At 41.4% G+C, this 25,959-nt stretch carries 28 protein-coding genes, 1 tRNA gene, 1 pseudogene and 2 other annotated features; of the genes and pseudogenes, 12 read left to right on the top strand and 18 right to left on the bottom strand.

The annotated features are described in order from the left end of the window. Window positions 1-263 precede the first annotated feature (263 nt). The 3 genes and pseudogenes from IEV18_RS04525 to IEV18_RS04535 all read left to right on the top strand — a co-directional run. Window positions 264-590 (top strand): ArsR/SmtB family transcription factor, encoded by a 327-nt coding sequence (locus IEV18_RS04525; protein ID WP_188391193.1) that lies wholly within the window; start codon window positions 264-266, stop codon window positions 588-590. A 62-nt stretch (window positions 591-652) separates the two neighbouring features. Further along, window positions 653-1,054, top strand: a complete 402-nt coding sequence (locus tag IEV18_RS04530) for an ArsI/CadI family heavy metal resistance metalloenzyme (protein WP_188391194.1) — start codon at window positions 653-655, stop codon at window positions 1,052-1,054. Window positions 1,055-1,142: 88 nt separating this feature from the next. After that, window positions 1,143-1,394 (top strand): annotated as a pseudogene (locus IEV18_RS04535) (ArsB/NhaD family transporter); the annotation flags it as partial. Between the two features lie 125 nt (window positions 1,395-1,519). On the opposite strand, the gene IEV18_RS04540 reads toward IEV18_RS04535, so the two are convergent. The 7 genes from IEV18_RS04540 to IEV18_RS04570 form a co-directional block, all read right to left on the bottom strand. Continuing rightward, window positions 1,520-1,592, bottom strand: a tRNA-Ala gene (locus IEV18_RS04540). 97 nt (window positions 1,593-1,689) lie between these two features. Continuing rightward, the gene (locus IEV18_RS04545; protein WP_188391195.1) at window positions 1,690-3,672 is read right to left on the bottom strand and encodes an acetoacetate--CoA ligase; all 1,983 of its coding nucleotides are present in this window, start codon (window positions 3,670-3,672) and stop codon (window positions 1,690-1,692) included. Window positions 3,673-3,753: 81 nt separating this feature from the next. After that, the gene (locus IEV18_RS04550; RefSeq protein ID WP_188391196.1) at window positions 3,754-4,002 is read right to left on the bottom strand and encodes a DNA alkylation repair protein; all 249 of its coding nucleotides are present in this window, start codon (window positions 4,000-4,002) and stop codon (window positions 3,754-3,756) included. A 75-nt stretch (window positions 4,003-4,077) separates the two neighbouring features. Continuing rightward, window positions 4,078-4,521, bottom strand: a complete 444-nt coding sequence (locus tag IEV18_RS04555; RefSeq protein WP_188391197.1) for a YueI family protein — start codon at window positions 4,519-4,521, stop codon at window positions 4,078-4,080. Window positions 4,522-4,573: 52 nt separating this feature from the next. Next, on the bottom strand, window positions 4,574-4,753 hold the full coding sequence (locus IEV18_RS04560; RefSeq protein WP_188391198.1) for a YfhD family protein: 180 nt from the start codon (window positions 4,751-4,753) through the stop codon (window positions 4,574-4,576). 97 nt (window positions 4,754-4,850) lie between these two features. Continuing rightward, window positions 4,851-5,651, bottom strand: a complete 801-nt coding sequence (locus tag IEV18_RS04565) for a TIGR00266 family protein (protein WP_188391199.1) — start codon at window positions 5,649-5,651, stop codon at window positions 4,851-4,853. Between the two features lie 98 nt (window positions 5,652-5,749). Next, window positions 5,750-6,367, bottom strand: coding sequence for a spore coat protein (locus IEV18_RS04570; RefSeq protein ID WP_188391200.1), 618 nt, complete (start codon window positions 6,365-6,367; stop codon window positions 5,750-5,752). A 143-nt stretch (window positions 6,368-6,510) separates the two neighbouring features. Here IEV18_RS04570 and IEV18_RS04575 point away from each other — a divergent pair, with 143 nt between their 5' ends. Next, window positions 6,511-7,458 carry an MBL fold metallo-hydrolase gene (locus IEV18_RS04575; RefSeq protein WP_188391201.1) on the top strand — a complete coding sequence of 316 codons (948 nt, stop codon included), beginning with the start codon at window positions 6,511-6,513 and terminating at the stop codon, window positions 7,456-7,458. A gap of 77 nt (window positions 7,459-7,535) precedes the next feature. Here IEV18_RS04575 and IEV18_RS04580 read toward each other — a convergent pair whose 3' ends face one another. After that, a complete protein-coding gene (locus IEV18_RS04580) occupies window positions 7,536-8,294 on the bottom strand; it encodes an exodeoxyribonuclease III (protein ID WP_188391202.1) in 759 nt (252 codons plus the stop codon). A 307-nt stretch (window positions 8,295-8,601) separates the two neighbouring features. On the opposite strand from IEV18_RS04580, the gene IEV18_RS04585 reads away from it, so the two are divergent. The 6 genes from IEV18_RS04585 to IEV18_RS04610 all read left to right on the top strand — a co-directional run bounded on the left by IEV18_RS04585 (window position 8,602) and on the right by IEV18_RS04610 (window position 14,229). Next, window positions 8,602-8,982, top strand: coding sequence for a GntR family transcriptional regulator (locus IEV18_RS04585; RefSeq protein ID WP_188391203.1), 381 nt, complete (start codon window positions 8,602-8,604; stop codon window positions 8,980-8,982). Beyond that, window positions 8,979-9,668 (top strand): ABC transporter ATP-binding protein, encoded by a 690-nt coding sequence (locus IEV18_RS04590; protein ID WP_188391204.1) that lies wholly within the window; start codon window positions 8,979-8,981, stop codon window positions 9,666-9,668. Before IEV18_RS04585 ends, IEV18_RS04590 begins: the two co-directional genes overlap by 4 nt. Further along, a complete protein-coding gene (locus tag IEV18_RS04595; protein WP_188391205.1) occupies window positions 9,665-10,498 on the top strand; it encodes a hypothetical protein in 834 nt (277 codons plus the stop codon). The genes IEV18_RS04590 and IEV18_RS04595 overlap by 4 nt, the downstream gene beginning before the upstream one ends. A gap of 11 nt (window positions 10,499-10,509) precedes the next feature. Continuing rightward, window positions 10,510-11,769, top strand: coding sequence for a hypothetical protein (locus tag IEV18_RS04600; protein WP_188391206.1), 1,260 nt, complete (start codon window positions 10,510-10,512; stop codon window positions 11,767-11,769). Window positions 11,770-11,993: 224 nt separating this feature from the next. Next, entirely contained in the window at window positions 11,994-13,892 is a 1,899-nt protein-coding gene (locus IEV18_RS04605) for a heavy metal translocating P-type ATPase (RefSeq protein ID WP_188391207.1), read from the top strand. Between the two features lie 127 nt (window positions 13,893-14,019). Beyond that, complete coding sequence (locus tag IEV18_RS04610) at window positions 14,020-14,229, top strand: heavy-metal-associated domain-containing protein (protein WP_188391208.1); 210 nt, start codon at window positions 14,020-14,022, stop codon at window positions 14,227-14,229. Window positions 14,230-14,264: 35 nt separating this feature from the next. On the opposite strand, the gene trpA is transcribed toward IEV18_RS04610, so the two are convergent. From trpA to IEV18_RS04650, 8 genes are all read right to left on the bottom strand, one after another. Then, window positions 14,265-15,074, bottom strand: a complete 810-nt coding sequence (gene trpA, locus IEV18_RS04615) for a tryptophan synthase subunit alpha (RefSeq protein ID WP_188391209.1) — start codon at window positions 15,072-15,074, stop codon at window positions 14,265-14,267. Window position 15,075: 1 nt separating this feature from the next. Continuing rightward, a complete protein-coding gene (trpB, locus tag IEV18_RS04620) occupies window positions 15,076-16,281 on the bottom strand; it encodes a tryptophan synthase subunit beta (protein WP_373281886.1) in 1,206 nt (401 codons plus the stop codon). Beyond that, entirely contained in the window at window positions 16,250-16,876 is a 627-nt protein-coding gene (locus tag IEV18_RS04625; RefSeq protein ID WP_188391211.1) for a phosphoribosylanthranilate isomerase, read from the bottom strand. The genes trpB and IEV18_RS04625 overlap by 32 nt, the downstream gene beginning before the upstream one ends. Then, on the bottom strand, window positions 16,867-17,664 hold the full coding sequence (gene trpC / locus IEV18_RS04630) for an indole-3-glycerol phosphate synthase TrpC (protein ID WP_188391212.1): 798 nt from the start codon (window positions 17,662-17,664) through the stop codon (window positions 16,867-16,869). Before trpC ends, IEV18_RS04625 begins: the two co-directional genes overlap by 10 nt. Continuing rightward, entirely contained in the window at window positions 17,664-18,689 is a 1,026-nt protein-coding gene (trpD, locus tag IEV18_RS04635; protein WP_188391213.1) for an anthranilate phosphoribosyltransferase, read from the bottom strand. Before trpD ends, trpC begins: the two co-directional genes overlap by 1 nt. Window positions 18,690-18,707: 18 nt before the next feature. Then, window positions 18,708-20,105, bottom strand: a complete 1,398-nt coding sequence (gene trpE, locus IEV18_RS04640; RefSeq protein WP_188391214.1) for an anthranilate synthase component I — start codon at window positions 20,103-20,105, stop codon at window positions 18,708-18,710. 59 nt (window positions 20,106-20,164) lie between these two features. Next, window positions 20,165-20,410: a binding site (T-box leader), on the bottom strand. Window positions 20,411-20,447: 37 nt separating this feature from the next. Further along, window positions 20,448-20,694, bottom strand: a binding site (T-box leader). A gap of 63 nt (window positions 20,695-20,757) precedes the next feature. Beyond that, window positions 20,758-21,321, bottom strand: a complete 564-nt coding sequence (locus tag IEV18_RS04645) for a nitroreductase family protein (protein ID WP_373281887.1) — start codon at window positions 21,319-21,321, stop codon at window positions 20,758-20,760. Between the two features lie 130 nt (window positions 21,322-21,451). Next, window positions 21,452-21,841, bottom strand: coding sequence for an RDD family protein (locus IEV18_RS04650; protein WP_188391216.1), 390 nt, complete (start codon window positions 21,839-21,841; stop codon window positions 21,452-21,454). A 181-nt stretch (window positions 21,842-22,022) separates the two neighbouring features. Here IEV18_RS04650 and IEV18_RS04655 point away from each other — a divergent pair, with 181 nt between their 5' ends. Beyond that, window positions 22,023-22,481: a DUF2269 family protein gene (locus IEV18_RS04655; RefSeq protein ID WP_188391217.1), complete on the top strand. Its 459-nt coding sequence runs from the start codon at window positions 22,023-22,025 to the stop codon at window positions 22,479-22,481. A gap of 31 nt (window positions 22,482-22,512) precedes the next feature. Here the strand turns inward: IEV18_RS04655 and IEV18_RS04660 are convergent, their stop codons facing one another. After that, window positions 22,513-23,565, bottom strand: a complete 1,053-nt coding sequence (locus IEV18_RS04660; protein ID WP_188391218.1) for a D-alanyl-D-alanine carboxypeptidase family protein — start codon at window positions 23,563-23,565, stop codon at window positions 22,513-22,515. A 186-nt stretch (window positions 23,566-23,751) separates the two neighbouring features. Further along, entirely contained in the window at window positions 23,752-24,981 is a 1,230-nt protein-coding gene (gene pepT / locus IEV18_RS04665; protein ID WP_188391219.1) for a peptidase T, read from the bottom strand. Window positions 24,982-25,117: 136 nt separating this feature from the next. Here pepT and IEV18_RS04670 point away from each other — a divergent pair, with 136 nt between their 5' ends. Then, on the top strand, window positions 25,118-25,957 hold the full coding sequence (locus IEV18_RS04670; RefSeq protein ID WP_188391220.1) for a sulfurtransferase: 840 nt from the start codon (window positions 25,118-25,120) through the stop codon (window positions 25,955-25,957). Window positions 25,958-25,959: the final 2 nt, after the last annotated feature.

Below are 25,959 nucleotides of genomic sequence, written 5' to 3' on the forward strand. Positions count from 1 at the left end.
GAAGAGGCCTCTTTCTAAGTGTATTTGCCTGGTAAGCATACATTTATGATAGAGTGCCTCTTCCTTTTTGGCTAGGATTTTGTAGAAATATCACCGAGAACTATTTTACACATTCAAGATACAGCATATTGTGTTTTTATTTGCCCTTAACAATCTTATATTACAGATAAATCAATTTTTTTTGATTTATTAATTGCATTATTTTGGAAATTATTTTATTATTAAATTACATCAAGAAATTTTGATGAAAGGAGAGGTGTAAATTGGAAGCGGTAAAACCAACATTTCAATTATATGAAAAAAAATTTAAAGCTCTTGCGGATGAAAAACGGTTAGAAATAATGTACGAACTTTGTCAAAGAGGTAAAACTTGTGTTTGTGATTTGATGGAAATTTTTGGAGTTTCACAGTCAAAACTATCGTATCATCTTAAAATTTTATTAGATGCCAACTTAATTGAAAAAGAAACAAAGGGAACTTGGAATTATTACGACATCAATGAAAAAGAAGTAAATAACTTGCTCTCTGAAGAACTTTGTTGCATTTTTAGAAAAGTAGAAAATAAAGCAGGAAATAACAGCTGTTGTTAATTTTTTTTAACTTATATATCAATTTTTTTTGATTTAACAAATGATAAAAGGAGGAAAATCAAATGAAGTATGTTCACGTGGGGATTAATGTTACCAATTTAGAAAAATCAATTGAGTTTTATCAAAAGGTGTTTGGAACCAAACCAGTAAAAATTAAACCAGATTACGCAAAATTTTTATTAGCTGAACCTGGATTAAATTTTACATTAAACGTAAGGGACGAAGTAAAAGGTAATCAAGTTAATCACTTTGGTTTCCAAGTCCAAAATGTTGAAGAAGTTATTTACCATAAGGAAAGACTAGAAAAAGAAGGATTCTTTACACGTGAGGAAATGAACACTACCTGCTGTTATGCTCTTCAAGATAAATTTTGGGTGACAGATCCAGATGGGAATGAATGGGAGTTCTTCTATACGAAGGAATATATGAAACAAGATGAAGCCAATGTTTGCTGTGTAAGTTAAGAAATCACTTATTATGCAAGTACATCCCTCTTTTCTTTAAGAGGGATGTACAATTTCACCAACATTTGGTTTATTGGCGGTCTATCTTTTGTCAACTGTCGTAGTATTAGCATTAATCATTTTTATTAAAACATTAATCTTCGTTATGTGGCAACCGAAAGGATTAAATATTGGTTGTTCTGCCTGTGCGGGGGCAATCGTTGCTCTTCTAGTAGGAGTAGTGGAATTTAGTGATGTCTTAGAAGTAATAGACATTACCTGGAACGCGACATTATCGTTTGTTGCAATTATTCTTATTTCATTAATTTTAGATCAAATCGGTTTGTTTGAGTGGGCAGCTCGATTGCAAAGGGAGATGGCAATCATTATGGAAATAAAGTAAATATGGTTTGTGCACCTGCACTTTCCTCACCATAAAATCCTCACAAAAGAAAAAGAACCCTTGCTACACAAGGGTTCTCGAGATGGAGCATACCGGGCTCGAACCGGTGACCTCTACGCTGCCAGCGTAGCGCACTCCCAGCTGTGCTAATGCCCCAGACGTTTATTATTATATCTAGTTTGTCCTTTTATTTCAATCTTTTTGTTCAAAAATCTTTCCAGCCAAAAAAACAGGAGCAAGATGCTGCTCCTGTTTAGACAAACGTATGTTTTTTGGCAAAGTCGATAAAATATTCGAGTGCTTTACTGTTGGCCAAGGACCCTTTGTTTACAACTTGTTCCGCCGGTTGTCCCATTAATATTTTCTTGATTGGCACTTCCAGCTTTTTCCCGTTTAAAGTCTTTGGCAAATCTTCAACTTGGTAGATTCCCGTCGGCACATGTCTAGGGGAGCATTGAGTCCGAATCTGATAGTTAATTTTTTGGATTAATTCATCAGTTAGCGTATGACCGTCCTTCAGCACAACAAATAACGGGGTGGAAGATTCGCCGTTGTTTTTCGGAATATCGACAATTAAACTATCTTCAACTTCGGAGACGCGGTCTACAGCACGATAGATTTCACTCGTGCCGATTCGTATGCCGCCGCGATTAATCGTGGCGTCGGAACGGCCGTAAATCACACACGTATGACGTTCCGTTATTTTAATATAATCTCCGTGCCGCCAAATACCTGGGAACATATCAAAATAGCTTTCGTGCAGGCGGGTTCCGTCCGGGTCATTCCAAAAATAAATCGGCATGGAAGGCAAAGGCTCGGTTAAAACTAATTCACCAACTTGTTCTATTTGCGGCTCGCCGGCATCTGTGAAGCTTTCTACTTTTGCTCCTAATCCTCGACATTGCAGTTCCCCGGCATACACTGGCAACATTGGGTTTCCTAGGATAAAGGCGGTGCAAACATCTGTCCCGCCGCTGACCGATGCAATCCACAAGTCAGATTTCACGTTTTCATAGCACCATTTAAATCCTTCCGGCGGCAAGGGCGATCCTGTTGAACCGATGCATTTTAAAGCAGATAAATTAAAGCTCTCTTTCGGACGGATTCCCTTCTTCATACATGCCGTAATAAAGCTGGCACTCGTTCCAAACACGGTCATCTTCGTTTCTTCTGCCAATTTCCAAAGTCTTGTCTCATCCGGGTACATTGGATTTCCATCAAAAAGAATAATTGTACTTCCGGTAAGCAGTCCGCCGACAAGGAAATTCCACATCATCCATCCTGTTGTAGTAAACCAGAAAAAGCGGTCTTCTTCACCTATGTCATTATGCAAAGAAAGAGCTTTATAATGTTCGAGCAGGATTCCCCCTTGGCTCTGTACAATCGGCTTTGGTTTTCCTGTCGTTCCCGATGAAAACAGAATCCAGAGGGGATCGTTAAAGGATACATGTTCTACCGTTAATTTGTCTTGCTCAGCTTGAGTTGCCTCATTCCACGAGACAACATTAATTAGCGTGGAGAAATCTGCATGCTGATGTAAATAAGGAATAGCAATTGTTGCCTTTAAAGAAGGCAGTTCGGACTGGATATTTTTTACAATCTCCAGACGATCAAATTCTTTTCCGCCGTAGCGGTAACCGTCAACAGTAATCATTACCTTTGGCTCAATCTGTTTAAAACGGTCAATGACGCTTTGAGTGCCAAAATCCGGCGAAGCACTGGACCAGACTGCACCTAAACTTGCTGCAGCAAGAAAAGCAACTACAGTTTCGTAAATATTAGGAACATATGCAACGACCCTATCGCCCTTTTGTACACCAAGCTTCTTTAAAGTATGCTGTAATGCTGCCGTATCTTTATACAGTTTGTCCCACGTCACTGCCTGTAATGTTCTGTCTTCCGATGTATGTAAAATGGCCGTTTTTTGCGGATCCCGATTGCGAAAAACATGTTCCGTATAATTAATGGTCGCTTCCGGAAACCACTTTGCCCCCGGCATTTCATGGCTCGTAAGAACGGTGGAATAGTTCTCTTTTGCTTGGATGCTGAAAAATTGCCAAATCGACTCCCAAAATTCCTCCACTTCGTTTACGGACCAGTTCCAAAGAGAATGATAATCCGTAAACGATTTTCCTTTCTTTTCATTAACCCAGTTCATATATTGAAACATTTTGGATTGTTTCCTCTGTGACTCGGTCGGCTTCCAAAGCAGTGTCCCTTCTTTAATGTTTGTCATCCTATCCCCTCCCCTGAAAATTCTGACGATTAATTTAATTATAAAAAAATGTATTGCTGATGTAAAGGAAGGGGAAGGTAGTCAATTGCCTTCATATTTTGCAAATTGAACAAAAACTTGTTCATCTTCAATCAAACCGCAGTAAGCACATTGGATTCGGTATTTCGGACCGCTGTAAGTACGATGGAAGATTTCAACCGGCTCGTCTCGATATTCGGCAATTAACTCTCCGGATTGTGCATCGATTTTTATCGGCGTTGCAATCTGTTCAATGCGGTTAAACCGGGATCGGTTCGTTTTGCAATTTGGACAACGGTAAGGTTTGGTCATAAAAAACACCTCCAAGGTTATTTTTCCCTGGAGGATTTTGTTTATCCAATGTATGGTTGGTATGTAGCGGGATTTTTATGAAAACCACTTTTTCAGGCGCTTAAGAAAGTTGTCATCATTCTGTTCTTCTTCTTTTTTCTCTGTCCCGTTATTTTCTGGAATAAATATATTTTCTTTGTCAATGGCATAATCGTAGGTTAAAACAGCCCCTATATTTGTATCGCTCTCTTCATTTTGGATAATCGTATAAGGAATATTATATTTGTTTGCCAGTCTCTTTTCTTCCTTGAGAAAACGAATGTCTACTTTGCCGTTCATTAACAATTTTGTTTTCGGATGTTCTTTCATCGCCTGCTCTAAATGGGCAATGCCTTTATCTGTCATTACTTGGCTAATTGTTAGAGCAAGAACGATTCTTTCTCTTAGCGTTCCTAAATATTTCCTTCTTTCATCATCCTTTGGCAGCCGGGTGCCGTACAAGCCTTCCGTTAAATAGTCATTCACATCTTTTTTATGCATTTGAATCGTTCCTTTTCAAAAAGCGATTCGACGTATCGAATCGCTTTTATAATTACAATGTTCTTCGCGCTTTTACCCGCCGTTCTGCTGCTTTGCTTCTTTCTTGCGCCTTCCTATCATCTATATCGGCTAATTCCTCGGAAAATTCAATATCGATTCCGTCGGAAACTTCTGTTTTAGGCGTTTGCGCAAGATATTGGTTCTTTTTATTCCGATGCTCATCCCTGCCCATTTGAATCACCTCTTTAAAAAGATGTGTTCACGGATAGTATGGGCAAGATGGGATTGTTTAATCTCGACATGCGTAAGTATAATTTGCCAATGCAATGCTACCGTCTGTCGCCGCCAAGCAGATCAAACAATCCTCCTGCGAGGCTGCCTTCTCCTTTGGATTCCGAGCCGGGACGTTGGGGTGCGGCTGCAAATACTCTGCTCGCGAGCCTGCTGAAAGGAAGGGACTGAATCCATACGGAACCAGGGCCTCTTAACGTAGCGAAAAACAGTCCTTCCCCGCCAAATAGAGCAGTTTTTATTCCGCCGACAAATTCAATATTATAGTCAACATCGCTCGTCATCGCGACAAGGCATCCGGTATCAACCCGAAGAACTTCTCCCGGTCCCAAATCTTTTCTCTGGATTGTTCCTCCGGCATGAATGAAGGCTAATCCGTCACCTTCGAGTTTCTGCATAATAAAGCCTTCCCCGCCAAAAAATCCGGTGCCGATCCGTTTTTGAAACTCAATACCGACAGAAACCCCTTTTGCCGCAGCAAGAAATGCATCCTTTTGGCAAATTAATTTTCCATTTAATTCACTAAGGTCCATCGGAATTATTTTGCCCGGATATGGGGAAGCAAATGATACGTGGCGTTTTCCCATTCCTTCATTTGTAAAGGTTGTCATAAACAGACTTTCGCCGGTAATTAACCGTTTTCCGGCACCAATTAATTTATCCATGAAACTGGATTGTTTTCCAGATCCGTCGCCAAAAATCGTTTCCATCCGAATTTGGTCTTCCATCATCATTAAGCTTCCCGCTTCGGCAATAACCGTTTCCCCCGGGTCCAGTTCCACTTCGACAAACTGCATATCGTCGCCATATAATTTGTAATCAATTTCATGTGTATTCATCACTTCAGCTCCTTTTTCAAATCTTAACTATAATACGCCCAAACGATAAAAAAGATTCACCAAGATCAGCGAAAAAGCACCCTGGATGGGTGCTTTTCTTAATGGGGCATTTGGTTTTGTATCGGCTGGAAGGCGTTGATATAGTTTTGCATATCTTCCTGTTTCAATTGCGGTACTTGGTAATAATGGTGTTTGTTTTGGTATAAAAAGATTTCGTAGGCCATTTCGATAATATTTGGAATGCTGTCGGCAAATACCCTCCGCATCACCGGGTTAGTTGATTCCAACGCCGCCAGCGTGAAGGCGGAAGCGCAAGATTTTAAACAGCCCATCATAAAGCCGGATATACATTCGTCATTAATTTCATTTAAGGATTGGGCTGGTTTTTTCGGCTGGGAAGGCTGCATGCCGTATATCGTATTGTTGCTCGGTTGGGAAAAATTGTACGTTTGTACTTTGACAGCAGGTTCCTGTCCGGTTTTTAATGTTTCGACGAGACTGTTGTAAACTTGGGTTAAATAGGCTTTTTGTTTGTTTAATATCGTTTTCAGCTCAGGGTCTTGGATGTGCTGTTCGTAAAATAAATATTGCTCCATACCGGCAACAAGACCGCCGATAGCTTCATGGGCATCAAAAAGCTCATGGCCGCCGTGGCTAATTTCCGCCGGCATTTGTGAAGAACTTTGAAAATGCTGGTTTTGCTGTTGATTATGCAATAATATAACCTCCTATCTTTTTTTCCTCATTATTTTGAGCAAGAAAGTAATCCTTATTCCCTATGGAGAAATGAAAATTTACTATTTTGATAAAATATTGGAATGTATGCTAACATATGGTAAAAGGCAAAAGGGGGATGGTCATGCAGGAAAAGGAGCCGATTTACTTAGGTGACAGAATATATTTAATTGATGGTTACGATATGAATATTCCTTATCGGACAGGTACATATGTCATTGCTGAAGAAGAATTGACCCTTGTTGAAACAGGACCAAGTCCATCGATCAAGCATGTAAAAAAAGGATTAGAAAAATTAGGATTTCGATTAGACGAAGTAAAATACATTATTGTAACCCATATCCATTTAGATCATGCCGGCGGAGCAGGATTGCTGCTGAAAGATTGTCCGAATGCACAGGTGGTCGTTCATCCTAGAGGGGAAAGACACCTGATTAATCCAAGGAAATTGGCTGCCGGAGCGCGAGCGATTTATGGGGAAAGTTTTTCCGACTTCTTTGATCCAATTATTCCGATACCCGAAGATCGGCTAATCGTAAAAAATGAAGGAGATACACTGGAGATTGGACCGGACTGTACTTTAAAATTCCTTGATACACCGGGACATTCAAGACACCACTTTAGCATTTATGACCCGGTAAGCAACGGCATTTTTACGGGGGATACGGTCGGTGTATTTTATCAGCAAGTGGTGCCTGACGGAATCGAATATTATTTGCCGTCAACATCTCCAAATCACTTTGATCCAGAGGCAATGAAGCATTCCATTGAGCGAATTCGGGCAATGAAGGTAGACCGGATTTATTACGGGCACTTCGGCATGACCGAGAATGTGGATGATGCATTGCAGCAAGCCCTTGATTGGCTTGAGGTATTCGTTGATGAAGGAGAGCAAGTAATCGAAGAAAAAAAGGGATATGACGTCCTTGCCGAAAGACTGATGCAAAAAATTAAAGAAGACCTTCGGGATAAAGGGATACCTGATGATCATCCGGTTTATATTGTCATAAATCTAGACATGCAAGTATGTTCCTTAGGAATTATCGATTATTTTCTGAAGTTAAAACAATAAACCCAAGAGGAGTTATTCAAACAAGCCCTAGAATAACTCCTCTTTTATGTTTGAGGAAACATCTGCTGCCCTCCGCCTTACAGATCAATATTTAGCAAAATCGGACAGTGATCACTTCCGTACACATCTGCATGTACTTGGGAATCTTTCAGGACAGATTTAAGCCTTTCGGAAATAATAAAGTAATCAATCCGCCAGCCAATATTTCTTTCCCGCACCGTCTTCATGTAGGACCACCAGGTGTATACATCTTCCTTTTCCGGGTATAAATAACGAAACGTATCGATAAAGCCTGCTTCTAAAAGGCGGGTCATTTTCCCGCGTTCCTCCTTTGTATAACCGGAATTTCCTTCATTTGATTTATCGTTTTTCAAGTCAACGGGCTGATGGGCTACGTTTAAATCGCCACAATAAATGACCGGCTTCTCTTTGTCCAGTTTACGAAGATAATCAAAAATATTGTCCTCCCATTTCAGGCGTTCGGCTAGTCTGGAAAGATCCCGTTTTGCATTTGGCGTATATACATTGACTAAATAAAACGTGTCAAATTCTAACGTAATAATACGGCCTTCCTTTTCGCCAATTTCCTCTCCCATCGTATAGGAAACGGCATTCGGCTTCCTTTTTGTGAAAACGGCTGTACCCGAATACCCTTTTTTCTCTGCATAGCTCCAATATTGTTCGTAGCCTTCCAGTTCCAAATCTATTTGACCTTCCTGCAGTTTGGTTTCCTGAACACAAAATATATCAGCATCTGCCTGATGGAAAAAATCTAAAAAACCTTTCCGGACACAGGCACGCAGTCCGTTCACATTCCATGAAACAATTTTAAGCATAACTATTTCTCCTCTGCGAATAGGTTATCTTTATAAAAATCATCATTTTCTTTTGCCCTTCCATTTTAACATAGCACGAGAGCGAAGTTTGGTGCATTATGTGAAGGAAAGTCAGTTTATGGAACATTTTGATTTCCTAGGAAATATTTTTGGAAATGTTGTCGAAAACTTATAAAAAATTTGTTGACAACAAACTGTATTAACCATATAATACACAATAAGAATGTATTAACGGGTTAATACACTTTTTTCATATCCATGGTGTATTAAGTGATTAATACACGAGGAGGGTTAGGAGCTGTTGAACATGAATATTACCTTCAATAAACGGGATCCGCTCTATGTTCAAGTTATCCGATATTTTAAAGAACAAATCGCGACAGGGGCATTTGAGCCAGGCGAAGAAATCCCATCCAGAAGAGAATTGGCATCTAAATTGAAAATTAATCCAAATACGGCACAGCGTGCTTATAAGGAAATGGAGGAAGAAGGATTGATTTATACGGAAGGCAATAATCCGAGCAAGGTGACAAAGGATATTGAGAAAATTGCGTCGGTCAGACAGGAGATGATTATGGAAGCGGTAGATGCTTTCGTTCACGCCATCCGGCCGATTAATGTATCGCTGGATGAAGTAGTCGGATTAATTGAAGCAAAGCTTAACGAGGAACAGGAGGGGAGAAAATGATTGAAGTAAGAGAAATAACAAAGAGATTTGGACGGAAAGAAGTGCTGAAAGGGGTGTCCTTTACCGCTGAGAAGGGGGAAATTACTTGCTTGATCGGGGTTAATGGCGTGGGGAAAACAACGGTTATGAATGCGATTATGAATTTGACTCCGATTCAAAGCGGGGAAATATTAATTGACGGCCAGAAAATAAACAAGAGAAGTTATGAAAAGATCATGTTTATCCCGGATGCCATTACGATGCTTCCCCAAATGACGATTCAGCAGGCAATGCAATTTATGGACGACTTTTACGAAAGCTGGAATGAAAAGCGGGCAAAGGAATTGCTTGATTTCTTTAAGCTGGAAGAAGGCAACAAAATATCCAATTTATCCAAAGGGAATACGGCCAAAATTAATTTGCTTTTAGGCCTTGCGTTAGACGTCGATTACCTGTTGATGGATGAACCTTTTTCAGGGATTGACATTTTTAGCCGGGAGCAAATTGCAGACGTATTTACGAGTCATTTAGTGGAGGACCGGGGAGTGATTATTACTACTCATGAGATAAACGATATCGAACATTTAATTGATAAGGTTGTTATTCTAAACGATGGTACGGTGGTGAAAAGTTTTTATACAGAAGAAGTGCGGGAGAAAGAAGGAAAATCAGTCATCGATGTCTTGAGGGAGGTGCACTTGCAGTGACTAATTTTTTCAAATTGCTCCGGTTTGAATTGGACCGTTTCTTTAAACTGTACATTGTTCTCATTGTCGTTACAATCGTGTCCCAGCTTGCTGGACTCGTTATCATATCGAAACTATATATGAGGCGTGCGAGAGAAGAAATAGTTGTGAACCAAAATTCGATGGAATCTTTTCTGGAGACTTACGGGCAATTTTCATTAGCGAATTTGACCCACTCCTTATGGTTTTTTGGCCCGATTGCGCTATGCATTGTCTCATTGCTTATATATGTGTTTTTTATCTGGTATCGGGACTGGTTCGGAAAAAACACCTTTATTTACCGATTGCTGATGCTGCCGACAGAAAGGCTCAATGTCTATCTTGCTAAAGCAATGACTATTTTTACCATGGTGCTTGGACTTGTTTCTTTGCAAATCGTCTTGATCTATTTGGAAATGAATTTGGTCCGCTTGCTCGTTCCGCGGGATTTTCGTCTTGATTTAACAATTCATGAGGTTATTCGTTCTTTTGACTATTTTAATATACTGATACCCGATTCTTTTTTAGGGTTTTTAATTAGTTATGGAACGGGACTAATGGCTGTATTTGTCCTATTTACTGCGATATTAATTGAACGAAGCTATCGTCTGAAGGGCGTTTTTATCGGAGGACTATACGTGGCAGCATCCTTTTTCGTTTTTATAAGTCCTTTGATCCTTAGCGAAATATTTTTGCCAAGATTTTTTTACCCAATCGAAATGTTTTTGCTGGAAGTATTTGCCGGTCTAATTGTGATGACAGGAGCTATTTGGTTAGGATATTATTTGCTGAATAAGAAGATTAGAGTTTAGGAGGCTGGATGATGAAGCGTTACTGGAAGCTCATAATTTTAACTGCTGCAGTTATACTCATCCTTGGACTTTTTTATACGAAGACAGGAACAGCAAATGATAACGGTCCTTCCTTTACAATAAAAAAGATCCAAGGTAATGAAGAGGAAATAAGCAATATATTGCTCGATGCAAATTATCATCAAAGCAGAACGGCGGGGTCAGGACATAGTTTGCAGATTTCAGCAGAAGGAACAAAATATTTTAATGAACAATCTATTGCTGAACAACTATTTGGATTTGGCTGGGATAGGCAGATAGAAAGATGGCAAAAGGAATATCGCAGTTATATGCGCGGAAAATGGCCATCGTTAAGTTCTTTCTTTGAAAACGGCAAATTCTTAGCTTATGCTGATGTAAACTACAACTTTACAGGACCAATAGGCTCTTCAAGAGACTTTACCTTTGACATTGATATCCTTCATAAGGAAACGGGGGGCAGAGTGAAGAGGGAGACGGAAGTGCCAAACAGGAATCAGTATTATTCCATGAGTGTTGAGAATGTGCAGGTTACAGATAATGTATTAAAGGTATTTACGAGCAATCAAGTTGAACACCAGGGAAATCATGAAATTGAAATCCACGTCTATACTTTTGATATTCAAACAGGGGAACTGCTGGATGATAAGATTATCATAGAAGAAAAAGAATCACTGGATGCGAACCAATGGGCAGAAATCATGATTCTAAATAAACATGAACATATCGGAGAAGAAGAATATGTTTTGGCAAAGGTACTGAATGTCGAACACGTACAGGATGCAGAAAACTCTGGGGATTATGTGGAACAAGTTCAACAACTATATTTTGTATCGTATAACGTGGAAACGGGAGAAATCAAACAATTTGAGATTCCGGAAATAAAACCTTTTGCAGCAGCAGGAATTTCTCCAATTCCAGATAAGGCGCAAATTTCCGGCTCAACGGTCTATTTTGCAATCTTCACTACGGATGGAATAGATGTTTATTCCTATTCTTTAGAGACGAATAGCCTGCAAGGTTCTCAGAAAGTGCCGCTTGAAAAGTCATTTAGCGATTCTCCGGTGATAAAAGTGGCTCATGAACGGATTTATATCGTAGAGTGGATAAATAAGCGAGATACAGATAAGTCAATCATTGTTGCAGATGTGGAATCTGGAGAGATTGTTTATAGCGGACGGATTGAATTGCAGGAACCGGAAGCGCATTCTGGAGAATACGAATTGTATATTCATGATATTATCTTTAACTAAATTATACGGCCGGGTATCCAATCCGGCCGGATTTTCATTTTTGCAATCATTATACAGGGCAAAAGGCTTTCTCCTTTCCTATTTTTAGGCGTATCATTTCAGGAAAACTTTTTTTCTTAGAATCCGGATATAATTCCTAAAAATTGATGCCTGTCAATTTCATTTTCCTTCCTTTCCTATAAGATAAAACCATCAAGAGAAAGATAGTCGAAAGGAGCAAAAAAATGAATCGGCTTGTTCATCGGTATAAAACTCAAATTACAATGGTTTCCGGAGCACTATTAATGTTAGCCCTTACTTTTCATCTGGCAGGATATGTCAATTCCAGGCAAATAACACTTATTGCGGCAACGGTCATTGCCGGTGTTCCTATTTTAATTAAAGCTTTCCAGGCGTTGCGGATGAAAGCCTTTAGCATTGAATTGCTCGTAACAATTGCGGTAATCGGCGCAATTTTCATCGGGGAGTACGTAGAGTCCGCTGTCGTTACTTTTTTATTTCTCTTTGGGGATTATTTAGAAGCACGCACTTTACAGAAAACCCGCTCGTCGATAAAGCAATTGGTCGATATGGCGCCTCAGGAAGCTACGGTTATTCGTAATGGGAAAGAAGAGACAATCTCCATTGAAGAGGTGGAAAAAGGTGACCGGGTTATTATCCGATCCGGCGGGAAAGTGCCTGTCGATGGCATCGTTCTTTCTGGACAAGCATCCTTAAATGAAGCGGCAGTTACCGGAGAGTCAGTGCCAAGAACGAAACGATTCCGCGACAAAGTGTTTAGCGGAACGATAGTTGATAACGGATATATTGAAATTATTGCAGAAAAGGTTGGCGATGATACGACCTTTGCGAAAATCGTTGAATTGGTGGAAGAAGCACAGGAATCGAAAACAAAAACAGAAAAATTCCTAAATAAATTTGCGAATATCTATACTCCTTCCGTCGTTATACTATCGATTCTTGTTTATCTGTTAACGAGAGATTTCCATATCGCCATCACGTTTTTAGTCGTTGCTTGCCCCGGAGCTTTGGTCATCGGAGCTCCTGTATCCACAGTAGCGGGAATTGGAAATGGAGCAAAACATGGAGTTCTTGTAAAGGGCGGAGAAGTGATGGATACATTTTCGAAAGTAGATACCGTTGTCTTTGATAAAACAGGGACATTGACGAAAGGAAAACCGGAAATAACGGATATTAAATCCTTTGGAAACATTGGTGAGGCAGAACTGTTGCGGATGGTTGCCGCATTGGAGACAATTTCTGAACACCATTTAGGTCAAACGATTGTTCGAGAAGCGAAGAGGAGGAAAATATCGGCACTATATGAACCGGAGGATGGGGAAGTCATAAAAGGGAACGGAGTCCGGGGAAAGGTGGAAGGACGGATTCTAGCCGTCGGCAACCGGAAATTAATGAAGGCAGAACATATTGCCATACCGGATGAAGTGGAGGACTACGCCATCAACAAAGAAAAGGAAGGAAATACAGCCATTTTTGCTTCCGTTGATGGAAAAGTCGCCGGAGTTTTTTCGATAGCGGATCAAATTCGCGAAGATGCAATGAGTGCACTGGCAGAGATGCGCGAAAATGGAGTGAAAAAGATTGTCATGCTTACTGGAGACAATAGACATACAGCCGAACTCGTTGCAAAACAACTAGGAATTGATGAATATTATGCGGAACTGCTGCCGGAAGACAAAGTAACGCATGTGAAAAAATTGAAGGAAGAAGGACATATAGTAGCTATGGCTGGCGACGGTATTAATGACGCTCCGGCAATTGCAACAGCAGACATTGGCTTGGCCATGGGAGAGGGCGGAACAGATATTTCGATGGAAACAGCAGACGTTGTGCTCATGGCAGATAAATTAATGCAATTTTCCCATGCATATTCGTTATCCAAAGCAACGAGCCGCAACATGAAACAAAATACGTCCTTCGCTGTCGGTGTCGTATTCATTCTCTTAATTGGGGTGCTTGCTGGTTCGGTCCATCTTGCATCCGGCATGTTCATCCATGAAGCAAGTGTACTCCTCGTTATATTAAATGGCATGCGCTTAATTCGTTTTAATGATAGAAAGAGGAAGAAAAAAGAAATGGATTGGAAAGCTGCCCATGCATAAACCACACATTACTAATCCAACTTGCATCTGCAGAAGGTATAAAAAGGACAAAACTTGACATGAGTCAAGGATAAGTTTTCAGGCAACCTTTACAATTTAAGTAGAATAAAAGAAAGGGGAGATAATCATGGCAACTGTAAAGTTTCAATTAGAACCGTTAACTTGCCCATCTTGTGTTCATAAAATCGAAAAGGCGTTAAATAAAATGGATGGGGTAGAAGAAGCAAAGGTGTTATTCAACTCGAGCAAAGTAAAAGCGACATTTCATGAAGAAACTGTATCCGCAGAAAAATTACAGGAAACGATCGAAAAATTAGGTTATCCTGTAATAGATTAATGAAGTTCCGGTCAAAATACAGACCGGAACTTTCTTTATGGGAATTTTACTTTTTCTGTAAGCGGTTCTCCCGATAAACTGCTTTCAATCAAACGTTTGATTTCCTCCCGCTTTCCTTTAAAAAATAAGTCAACAATTTTGCTGCCGACAATCACGCCATCGCAATATTGGCTGAGGTAACGGGCCTGTTTTCCGCTAGAGACTCCAAAGCCTGCAAGTACAGGAACAGGGCTGTTTTCCTTTAATTGCCGCAAATAAGCAGAAATGTTTTCAGCATACGCGTTTCTTGCTCCTGTTGTCCCCATGACCGATACGGCATATAAAAAACCTTCCGTCCTTTCCGCAATCTTTTTTATTCTGTCGGGAGGACTGGTCATGGCAGCAAGCCGGATACAGGCAATGCCATATGCTGCCAAATGGGGGGAAATGATCCCTTCTTCTTCCATTGGTATGTCGGGTATAATCACCCCATCCACACCACTCGCAAAACAATCGCGGGCGAACTTTTCTATGCCGTATTGAAAAATCGGATTAATATAGGACATTAGAATTATAGGAACCGTGTATTTTTTTCTGATAACCGAAAGTTTTTCCAGCACCGAAGCCAGAGTCGTACCGCTTTCTAATGCCCGAATTCCAGCCTGTTGAATTACAGGGCCATCGGCAATCGGATCCGAGAAGGGGATGCCGAGTTCTATCGCGGAAACACCGCACTTTTCCAGAAAGGCAATCTTTTCTTCCAAGGTGTCTAAACCGCCATCTCCCGCCATCATATAAGGAACAAACAGTTTTTCCTTTGCCGCTAATTTTTCCCGGAATATCTTATCAATTCGTTCTTTTCCCATGTTAACGCCCCTCCAGTCTCTGTTTTACTTGTTCTACATCCTTGTCCCCGCGTCCCGACAGACAGACGACAAGGGATTCTCCTGTTTTCATTTCCTTTGCAAGTTTTATCGCAAATGCCACTGCATGGGCGCTTTCCAAGGCGGGAATAATTCCTTCCGATTTAGCGAGAAATTGAAAGGCTTCTAACGCTTCTTCATCGGTTATGGCTGTATAGGTTACCCGGCCGATCTTCTGTAAATAACTATGTTCAGGCCCAACCCCAGGATAGTCGAGGCCAGCGGAAATAGAAAAGGCCTCTTGTATTTGTCCGTCTTCATTTTGCAGCAACTTGGAAAGGGAACCGTGTAAAACCCCCTGTTTTCCTTTTGTTAATGTGGCTGCGTGTTTATTCGTTTCAATTCCATGTCCTGCAGCTTCTACCCCAAAAAGCCTTACGTTTTCCTCTTTGATAAATGGATAAAACATCCCGATAGAATTACTGCCGCCGCCGACACAGGCGACGATTGCCTCTGGAAGTTTACCTGCCTGTTCCATCATTTGCCTTTTCGTTTCCTTGCCGATTACTGACTGGAAATCTCGGACGATTTTCGGAAAAGGATGGGGACCGACTGCAGAACCGAGAATATAATGGGTGTCGTCGACGTGGCTGACCCAATAACGTAACGCTTCGTTCGTTGCATCCTTTAATGTTCCGCTTCCTTGGGATACGGTCCGAACTTCGGCACCAAGCAATTCCATGCGGAAAATATTCAATTTTTGTCTTTCCGCATCTTCCTTCCCCATAAAAATAGTGCATTGCAGCCCGAATAAGGCACAGACGGTGGCAGTGGCTACCCCGTGCTGGCCAGCGCCAGTTTCGGCAACGATTTTCTTTTTCCCCATGCGCAAAGCTAACAGAGCTTGGCCGATCGTATTATTGATTTTGTGAGCTCCGGTATGATTTAAATCTTCCCGTTTCAAATAAATATCGGGCCCGCCGAGAAGGCTGGTGAGTTGTTCGGCAAAATAAAGGGGGGTTTCTCTTCCGACATAATGCTGCAAATAATGATGGAATTGCCGGTGGAAATGCGGATCATTTACGGCTTCCTCATACGCTTCCTCCAGTTCAATCAATGCCGGCATCAATAGTTCAGGCACGAATTGCCCGCCATAATTGCCGAAACGTCCTCTTTCGTCAGGCATTGTATATGCTGTCAATTTTTTCATCCTTTCTTTCGTTTTTAGTGGCATGAATAAATTGTTTAATTTTCTTAATGTCTTTTGCTCCGTTTGTTTCTACCCCGCTGGATACATCCACTCCTGCGGGTTTTACGACACGGATTGCTTCCTGTACATTTTCTGGGTTTAATCCTCCGGCTAAAATTAGTTTGCTGGCATCTAGGTTAAATTTATCGAGCAGTTTCCAGTCAAAGGATTTTCCGGTTCCGCCGCCAGGACTATCGATTAAATAATAATCACAAGGATAATTCATTATATTTTTTATGCTTTTGTCTTTTACGGAAAAGGCTTTAATGACAGGGCGGGGGAGCTGTTTCGACACAGCTTCTCCTTCATCGCCATGGAGCTGTAAATAATCTAGGCCGACATATTCAGCAATGTTCACCATTTGCTCCACCGTCTCATTTACAAAAACTCCAACGGTTTTTACCGATGAAGAAAGGGACCTGGCAATCATCTTTGCCCTTTCCGGTGTAATTTTCCTTCTGCTTGCAGCAAAGACAAATCCGATAAAGTCAGCCCCTGCCGCTGCTGCCGCCTCCGCTGTTTCTGACGTCGTAATACCGCAAATTTTTACGAGCATCCCGGTCCAATTCCTTCCTTGGCCAACGGAACTTGCAAGTCCTGAAAAGTCTGTTTCAAATTCTCCGCCTGCATTAAAGTTTCTCCGACTAAAATTGCCTTTGCTCCCGCATTGCGCAAGCGGTAAACATCATCCCGACTTTTTATTCCGCTTTCGCTTACCAGGATGGAATTATTGTTGGTTACATAGGAAGCGAGTCTTTCCGTCGTTTGCAAATCAACTGCAAACGTCTTTAAGTTGCGGTTATTAATACCGATAAGGAAAGGATTTAATTTCATGGCCCGTTTCATTTCTTCTTCATTGTGAACTTCCACGAGCACTTCTAAATGCTCCTTTTTAGCGTAAGTAAAAAGACTGGTTAATTGTGTATCCTTTAATGCAGCAGCAATTAAGAGAATCATATTTGCCCCCGCCGCTTTGGCCCGGTCGATTTGGATGGGATCAATAATGAAATCTTTACATAATATGGGCAGGCTCACCGCCTCCCGCACTTTTTCCAGATCTTCCATCGATCCTTGGAAAAAGGCGGAGTCGGTTAATACAGAGATAGCTGCTGCTCCCGATTTTTCGTACTGTTTTGCCTGGAAAACCGGATCAACTTTACTGTTAATTTCTCCTTTGGAAGGAGAGGCCCGCTTGATTTCTGCAATAATTGAAATTGTCTCGGCTTTCCGCACCTGCTCGGTAAAAGATGGTACTTGTTTTTCCTTTACGACCTCCCATTGCTGTTTCTGAAACAGTGCTATTTCCCTCTGTTTTTCAGCCAGGATCTTTTCTAATATCGACATTAAATCACTTCCTTTCTCTGCTTTTGGCTATACTTGATTAAATAGTGCAGCCTTTCGTAAGCCTTTCCTGACTCGATGCTCTCTCTTGCCAGCTCAATTCCTTCAAGAAGGGTGCTTGCTTTGCCGCTTGTAAAAATGCCTAAGCCGGCATTCAGAAGGACGGTGTTATAATAAGCGCCCTTTTTCCCTTTCAGCACTTGCACTAAAATGTCGGCATTTTCCCTCGAACTTCCGCCAACAATTTCTTCTTTTGAATAATAGGGAAGATCGACATCTTCCGGACGGATCGTAATGGAAGTCTGCTGCCCGTTGTCAATGAATAGAAGATGGTTTTCCCCGGATAAAGTTGCTTCGTCCATACTTCCTGCTCCATGGACGACGACTGCTCTTTTTCTTCCCAGTTTCTGCAAGGTGTCCGCTAAAATCGGCATTAAATCTTTCCGGTATACCCCCAGAAGCTGATAGTCAAGCGAAATAGGGTTCGTCAACGGACCGATGACATTAAACACCGTTGGAATCCCAAGGAATTTCCTGACGCGGGAAAAAGATTTCAACGCTTCATGGACATGGGGAGCGAATAAGAAGGCGATGTTGTTTTCGTACAATAATTCTTCAACTTGTTCTTTGGAAAAATATAAAGAAATACCAAGTGCTTCCAGTACGTCTGCACTGCCGGCTTTGCTCGTTATGCTGCGATTGCCGTGCTTGGCGACGGGAATTCCCGCACCTGCAATGACAAAGGCGGAAGTAGTGCTAATATTAAAGCTTCCGGACCGGTCTCCTCCGGTACCGCAGTTGTCCAGGGCATTTGGAATTGGAGAAGTTTGGAACGTAGACTGACAGCGGATGGCATCGACAATTCCGGCAATTTCCTCCGCAGTTTCTCCTTTCGCTTTTAATGCCGTCAGAAGGGCTGCGATTTCCGCATCGGTAGCCTGTTCCGTCAAACAATAGGTGATTGCCTCCTTCATCTCGTCAGATGTTAAATGCTGGTGACAAGTTAACTTTTCCAAGTATGCTTTCATTTTTTCATTCTCCTTTCTTTAATTTTGAGTTGTTAACGATAAGCCAGTAACCTTTTCCGTTAAAGATTTTGCCTTATTTAACGTCTCGAAATATTCCCTTTCCGGATCCGACTCAAGAACAATGCCAGCTCCGGCCTGCAAGTATGCTTTGTTCTGTTTAATGACGAGGGAGCGGATGGCGATGGCAAAATTCATGTCATGCTGATAGTTGATATAGCCGATTCCTCCCGCATACACTCCTCTTTTCTTTTCCTCGTATTGATTAATAATTGTCATTGCCTTATGTCTTGGAGAACCGGATACGGTTCCTGCAGGAAAACAGGAAAGGAGGGCGTCAAAACCGCTGCAATCCGGCCTTAATATTCCTTGTACTTCGGAAACAATGTGCATGACGTGTTCATACTTTTCAATCGCCATATTTGTTGGGACCGATATACTTTCTCGTTCACAAACTTTTCTTAAATCTTCCTTGCTTAAGTCGACTAACATTCGGTGTTCTGCCAATTCCTTCGGATTTTGGAGCAATTCTCTCGTAAGCTGTTCATCTTCCTGTATCGTCTTTCCCCGGGGTCTTGTACCGGCAATCGGATTCGTTGTCACCCTTTTTCCTTCAACTCGAATCAGACTTTCTGGAGAGGAACCAAGCAGGATATAATCGTCAAAGTCGATATAAAACATGTACGGAGAAGGATTCTTTTTTCGCAGCTGTTGATAATAGGAAAAGGGGCAGCCGTTTACTTCGGCAATAAACCGCTGGGACAGTACGACTTGTCTTGCTTCCCCATTTTGAATCAGCCTTTGGATTTGCTGGACCTTTTCGATAAAATCTTCTCTTGCTGTTTCTGCCTGAAAGCGGAAATCCGCTTGTTTATCGGATGGGAGCGCAATCGGTTTCTCTATCGCTTTTTGCAAATAGAGCAATTCCCGGTCCAGTTCCTCCTCGGGTTTGCCATGAATGTTTACTGCAACAATGTAGATTTTATTCTTTCGATGATCCACAATAATCGTATTTTCATAGAGCATAAAATGGACGTCGGGCATCTCCAAATCATCGGGCAATGGTTCGCCTATATTTTCGTATTGCCGGATAGCGTCATATCCGATATAGCCAATACCTCCGCCGTAAAAGGGAAAGGGCAGGGAAATATCTGCAGCGGGAAAATGGTTTTTAATAAATTCCAGCGGAGGTTCCTGGACGGTTAGCTTCGTATTTGTACATCGGTCCATCACAATCGTTCTACTCCCAGTCCCGATTATTTCCTGATATGGGTTCATTCCGATAAAGGAATACGTTCCCTTTTTTTCATGCCCAAACGTACTTTCCAGCAAAAATTTTTTTCTGCCCGAAAGCTTAAGATAAATCTCTGCCGGGGTTAATTTGTTTGCCGGGAGTTCAGCAAGTTTATACATACACATCTTGATAACTCCTTTCATATGGAAATAAAAAAACCTCGATAAACACAAAACAAGTGTTTATCGAGGACGATCCATCACCGCGGTGCCACCTCGTTTGGAAAAGACTTCCCAGCTCGTTCAGATACAGGATTATTACTAATCCGATATCCTATCCGTGTAACGTCGGAACAACGGGCATCCCTACTGAAAGCTTCAGGAAGCCTCTCGTAAGTCCATTCAGCAGCCGTCCACATGCCGGCATCCCACCATCACCGGCTCTCTGTAATGCTTCTCGGTTGCCTACTCCTCTTACTCATCGATTTCCATGTATTTAATTTTTATATGCAAAAAGGCCCCCCATCCGTAAAGGACGAGGGACCGCGGTGCCACCTTTATTAGCTATTAAAGCTCAACTCTTCATATCAAGCGTAAAGCTTAATATGTGTCTTTTGTAACGGAAAGACGTAAACCGCCAAAGCCTACTGCATCCATGATGGTTCGGTTTGGAGCTCAGAAGCCCATTCATCTATTTTGGACCACGCTGGTTCGCACCACCCACCAGCTCTCTTCTGTGGCAAAATAGACTACTCTTCTTCATCATTGCCTGTTTATTTTAAATATTAAAACATATAATAATTCAGTTTTTTTCAAATGTCAATAGCATTTACAAAAATTATTTTTTCCCAAGAAGCTGTTCATACGTCATAAACTTCTTTGATACAGGGATTCTTTCCTTGCGGACAGGCTGTTCCTCAAAATAGCCAAGATGAAGGAAGCCGACAATTTTTTCGTTTTCCTGAACCCCTAATAGTTCTTTCACCTTTGGAAAATAAATATGAGGGTTCGTCTTCCAGACGACGCCGAGATTCCGTTCCCATGCAAGCAGCCAGAAGTTTTGAATCATAGCCGCCGTTGCCCCGAAATTTTCATCCTGTTTTTTAGGCATATCTGAGTTTTCCATAATGACAACGAGAATCGCTTGCGGTTCATTTAAGTATGCTTCCCGGTTGGCTTGCATTTCTTCCGGATAAGCTGCGGCAACCTTTTTCGCAAAATCTGGCAATGCTTTCTTGCTAATAAAGATAAACCGCCACGGCTGCCTCATCCCGTGGTTTGGAGCCCAAATCGCGGTATCGAGCAGTTCTCGGACTAATTTTTCGGAAACTTCTTTATCGATATACCCCTTTTTAACGGCCCGCCGATTGCGGATAATTTCTGCCAAGTATGTATGTTCCACTCCCATAACCTCTCTCACTGTTATCTGATAATTGTTTTCAATGATACATAGTAATCGATGGACTCCATATTATCAAGGAATTGGTCAGAAAACAAACACCCTTCACCATTTAGGCGAAGGATGTTTTCTCTTAAATTTCCTTTATTACCGTATTAGCATATGCATCATGCGGGAAAACGGTGCCGTCTTTCCCTTCAAACGCTTCCCGGTTTCCTATGTATTTGAACGTGCTTAAAGTATCACGGTAAGCCATCCGTTTAACTAGCTGCTTGCAAGTTAAATCGTTGCCTTGCTGATCTTTAAGAACTAACCCTGCTTTTTTCATGCCGTAAGTTTGCCCGGATTTTCGCAATTGGAAATATTCCAGTGACCACATAATCAGCGTCGGATTAATAACCGTATGAACAAACTCGTTTTTCACCTTTTTACGAAGCACCTGTTCCACACCCATTGTAACGGCTGCTGAAATTGCTGCATCAATAAAGTAAGCTTTGGCCCGCTTTTTTGTAATTGGTTTCATGTTATCGCTCCCTTAAATTATTTGCCATTGATACGATTGCAAAAGATAAAAAGTTTCATTATTTATTAGAATACAATAGTGAATGTTATGAATTTGTAACATTCATAAGTGTATATGTGAGTGCCGTCACAATTTGGATTTCAAGTTTGTGTATAATAAAAGGGAATAGGAGGGGAGCACCGTGACCTTTTATGAATTACTCGTATTTATCCATGTTTTTTCTGCCATTTTAGGGATGGGCCCGGGATTAGTGATGACTTTTGTCGTTACTAGCGCAAAGCCAAAAAATATGACCGAATTAAAACACGCCTTTGCCATCAGGAATTCCTTGCATATTTTAACGATGATCGGCGGGGTTTTGCTATTAGTAACCGGATTAATTATGGGTATCCTTAATCCTTATTGGTTTAGCCAAGGCTGGTATATTACTAGTCTCATATTATATTTAATTGCCCTATCCTTTGGGCCGTTTCTGCTGAAGCCCCGTTCCGTACCGATTAAAAAGTTATTTAAGACATACGAAGGGGAAGAAATACCGGAGGAATATTACCGGTTATCGAAAAGGCTTTTTCAAGTGGAACATGTGGAAAACTTGATTTTTGTCGTTATTATTACTTTAATGATTTTAAAACCATTTTAACAGATCGAGGGCTGCTTGTAGCAGCCCTCGATTATTGTTCTTGAGAAAAATATTCTTCTAAAGTGATATTGTTTTCCATAATGGCTTTTGCAGCTTTTTTGCCGACATAGCGGATATGCCACGGTTCATATTGATATTTGGTAATTTCTTCTTTTCCTTTCGGATAGCGGATGATAAAGCCGTAGTCGGCAGCATGTTCCTGCAGCCATTTGCCTTCCTTCGTTTCACCAAATTCAACGGTTAACTCGTAATTTACCGCTTCACTCGTAACGTCCATCGTCAAACCGGACTGGTGTTCACTTTCACCAGGCCTGGCGCTATATTTATTTGCTGCCTCTTCCCCATCCCGCTGAACATAATTGGCAAAAAGGGTTTCCTGGGTTTCATAGGAACGGTACCCGGATTGGGCATATAGTTTGATACCGTCCTTATCTGCCGCTGCAAATAATTTTTCCAGTGCGTCCGCCGCGACTTTCCGCATTTTTTTCTTCGGCAAATCTTCTGTAAACGGGAATCGGACATCCGGGACGACTAAATCGTCAGGTTCATAGTCAGAAGGCAACGTATTTTCCTTATTAATAATTGCCAATTGATCGTAGGGGTTGCCTAAAATATGTTTCCCTTCGTTCGTAAATACCGGTTCATCTACTGGCGGCAGAGCTTTTCCAGCTTGAATGCTTTCTTCGTTTTCAATATATTTTTCTAATACGGATTTTGTTTCTTTGTTAAATACTCCGAGGGCTGGCAGTTCATCATGCTGCAGCTGGAAATCGGTAATAGCCCAAGTTGTCGCTTCATCATAGATGCCATTCACGGTAATAGGATAACCGATACGAATTAGAGCTTTTTGCAATAATTCAACATCCCGGCCTTCGCTTTTTTTCTCCAGCTCTTGATCTGGTACAATTAATTCTTTCACTTCCTCTAACGTTTCCTTTTCTGTATTTTCATTTTCTTCCAGAGCAGGATTGGTTGTCGGATTTTCTTGTTGATTATTAGAATCGGAATGATCATTAGAACATCCGGAAATGGCCAAGAGTACAATTGTCAACACAAAGATGATGTTTTTTTTAAAATGGACCATGGATAAACTCCTTTATATGCAAGGGATAATCTTCACAGATTTTATTCTCTCACATAGATAAAATGCTTGGCAATAGGAAAATGGCGGGAAATCCTTCGGCTTATTTCCGTTGCTCCTGCTCTTTAAAGATTTATAGAAACAAGTGGAGAATGTATACGTTATCTCCACTTGTTCGCGTTACGATATTTATTTCGCTGCAAATAATTTGCATATTTCTACAATAACCTTTGTCGCTTTTTCCATATTATTTACCGAAATATATTCATATTTCCCGTGGAAGTTTTCTCCGCCAGTGAAAATATTAGGAGTTGGCAGTCCCATGAAAGAAAGCTGGGATCCGTCGGTTCCGCCGCGAATTGGTTCAATAACGGGTGTGATGCCTAAGTTTTCCATTGCCTGGCTGGCAATCTCAACAATTTCTTTTACTGGCTCAATCTTTTCCCGCATGTTGTAATATTGGTCTTTTAGCTGGAGTACCGCTGTACCTTCGCCATATTTTTCGTTTATTTCGGCAACAAATCGTTCTGCTGTTCGTTTTCGTTCTTCAAACTTATCCCGGTCGTGGTCGCGGATAATATAATGGACCTCGGTTTTTTCAACGTCTCCATGGATGGAAATTAAATGATAAAACCCTTCGTATCCTTCGGTATGTTCTGGAGCCTCAGCAGCTGGGAATTTTTGCACAAACTCCGCTGCGATTTTCCCGGCGTTCACCATTTTATTTTTTGCTGTACCCGGATGGACGCTGTTTCCGTTAAAAGTTACCTTCGCCTGGGCAGCGTTAAAACTTTCATACTGCAATTCACCGAGGGGGCCGCCGTCTACCGTATAGGCAAAATCAGCTTGAAACTTCTTTACATCAAATTTATGCGGGCCGCGGCCAATTTCCTCATCGGGGGTGAATGCTACACGGATTTTTCCATGTTTTATTTCCGGATGCTGAATCAGATAATGCATTGCTGTCATAATCTCAGCAATTCCGGCTTTATTATCGGCACCAAGCAAAGTTGTCCCGTCCGTCGTAATTAATGTATGTCCTTTATATTTCGCAAGTTCCGGAAATTCGTTTGGAGATAACACGACATTTAAGTCTTTGTTAAGAATGATATCTTCTCCATCGTAATTTTCTACGATTTGCGGGTTCACATTTTTACCGGTAAAATCTGTAGCCGTATCTAAATGGGCAAGGAAGCCAATCGTTGGCACTTCTTTATCCGTGTTGGCAGGGAGGGTTGCCATGACATAACAGTTTTCATCTACTTCCACTTCTTCCATCCCGATGCTTTTTAACTCCTCGACTAAGAGATTTGCTAAATCCCACTGTCCCGGCGTTGAGGGGGTCGTTTCCGACGCTTCGTTGGATTGGGTGTCAATTTTTGCATATGTTGTAAGCCGCTGGATCAATTCATCTTTCATAGAAAAAACCTCCTTATCGCTATGTTGAAAGTGCTTTTAATTATTCTACCACATCGTTCATTTCCTTTTGAATGATTAGCAGGAATCGGAGCGGGAAGAGCGAATTCATATAATAATGAAAGAGGAGGGGATATACATGGCGTTTACGGTAACGGCAGAAGAGCTTAAAAATGAGTTAGAACAAGGAACAAATGTCGTAATTATTGATGTCCGCTTTGATTTGCAGGAACCGGAAGCGGGGAGAAGGTGGTATAAGGAAGAACATCTTCCGGGAGCGGTATATTTAGATTTAAATAAGGATTTATCGAGTAAACCTGTGAAACACGGGGGGAATCATCCTCTTCCGGACGAAGGACGATTTGCCAAGAGATTAGGAGATCTGGGGATTGACCGGGAGACGAAGGTAATCATTTACGACCAAGAGAATGACATGTACGCCTCCCGATGCTGGTGGCTTTTATATTATATGGGACATGAAGAAATGTATATTTTAGAAGGCGGATTTTCACGCTGGAAAGAGCTAGGCTACGAAACAACAGAACAAGTGCCGCATTATCCGCAAAAGCAATACAATGCTTCTGTCCGACCGGAGCTGGTTGCAACGATGGAAGAGGTAAAGGAAAAGATCCGGAATAAAAGGGCAATTTTAATAGATTCCCGGTCGAAAGAACGGTACTTAGGACTGGAAGAGCCGCTATACGAAAAAGCAGGCCATATTCCGGGAGCAAAACATTATTTTTGGAAAGACGTCTTTACCGAAGGGGGAAAATGGAAGGATCCCTCGGAACTGGAAAAGCATTTTCAAACCTTGCCAAAAGGAGAGGAAATTATTGTATCTTGCGGTTCCGGCGTATCTGCCTGTCCCAATTTCATAGCGCTAAAACTGGCGGGCTATGAAAAGGTGAAACTATATCCCGGAAGCTTTAGCGATTGGATTTCTTACGAGGAAAACGAAGTTGCAACAGGGGAAGAATAATG

Origin of the sequence: Compostibacillus humi, assembly GCF_014637175.1 — a bacterium.
Classification (GTDB): Bacteria; Bacillota; Bacilli; order Bacillales; family Amphibacillaceae; genus Oceanobacillus; species Oceanobacillus humi.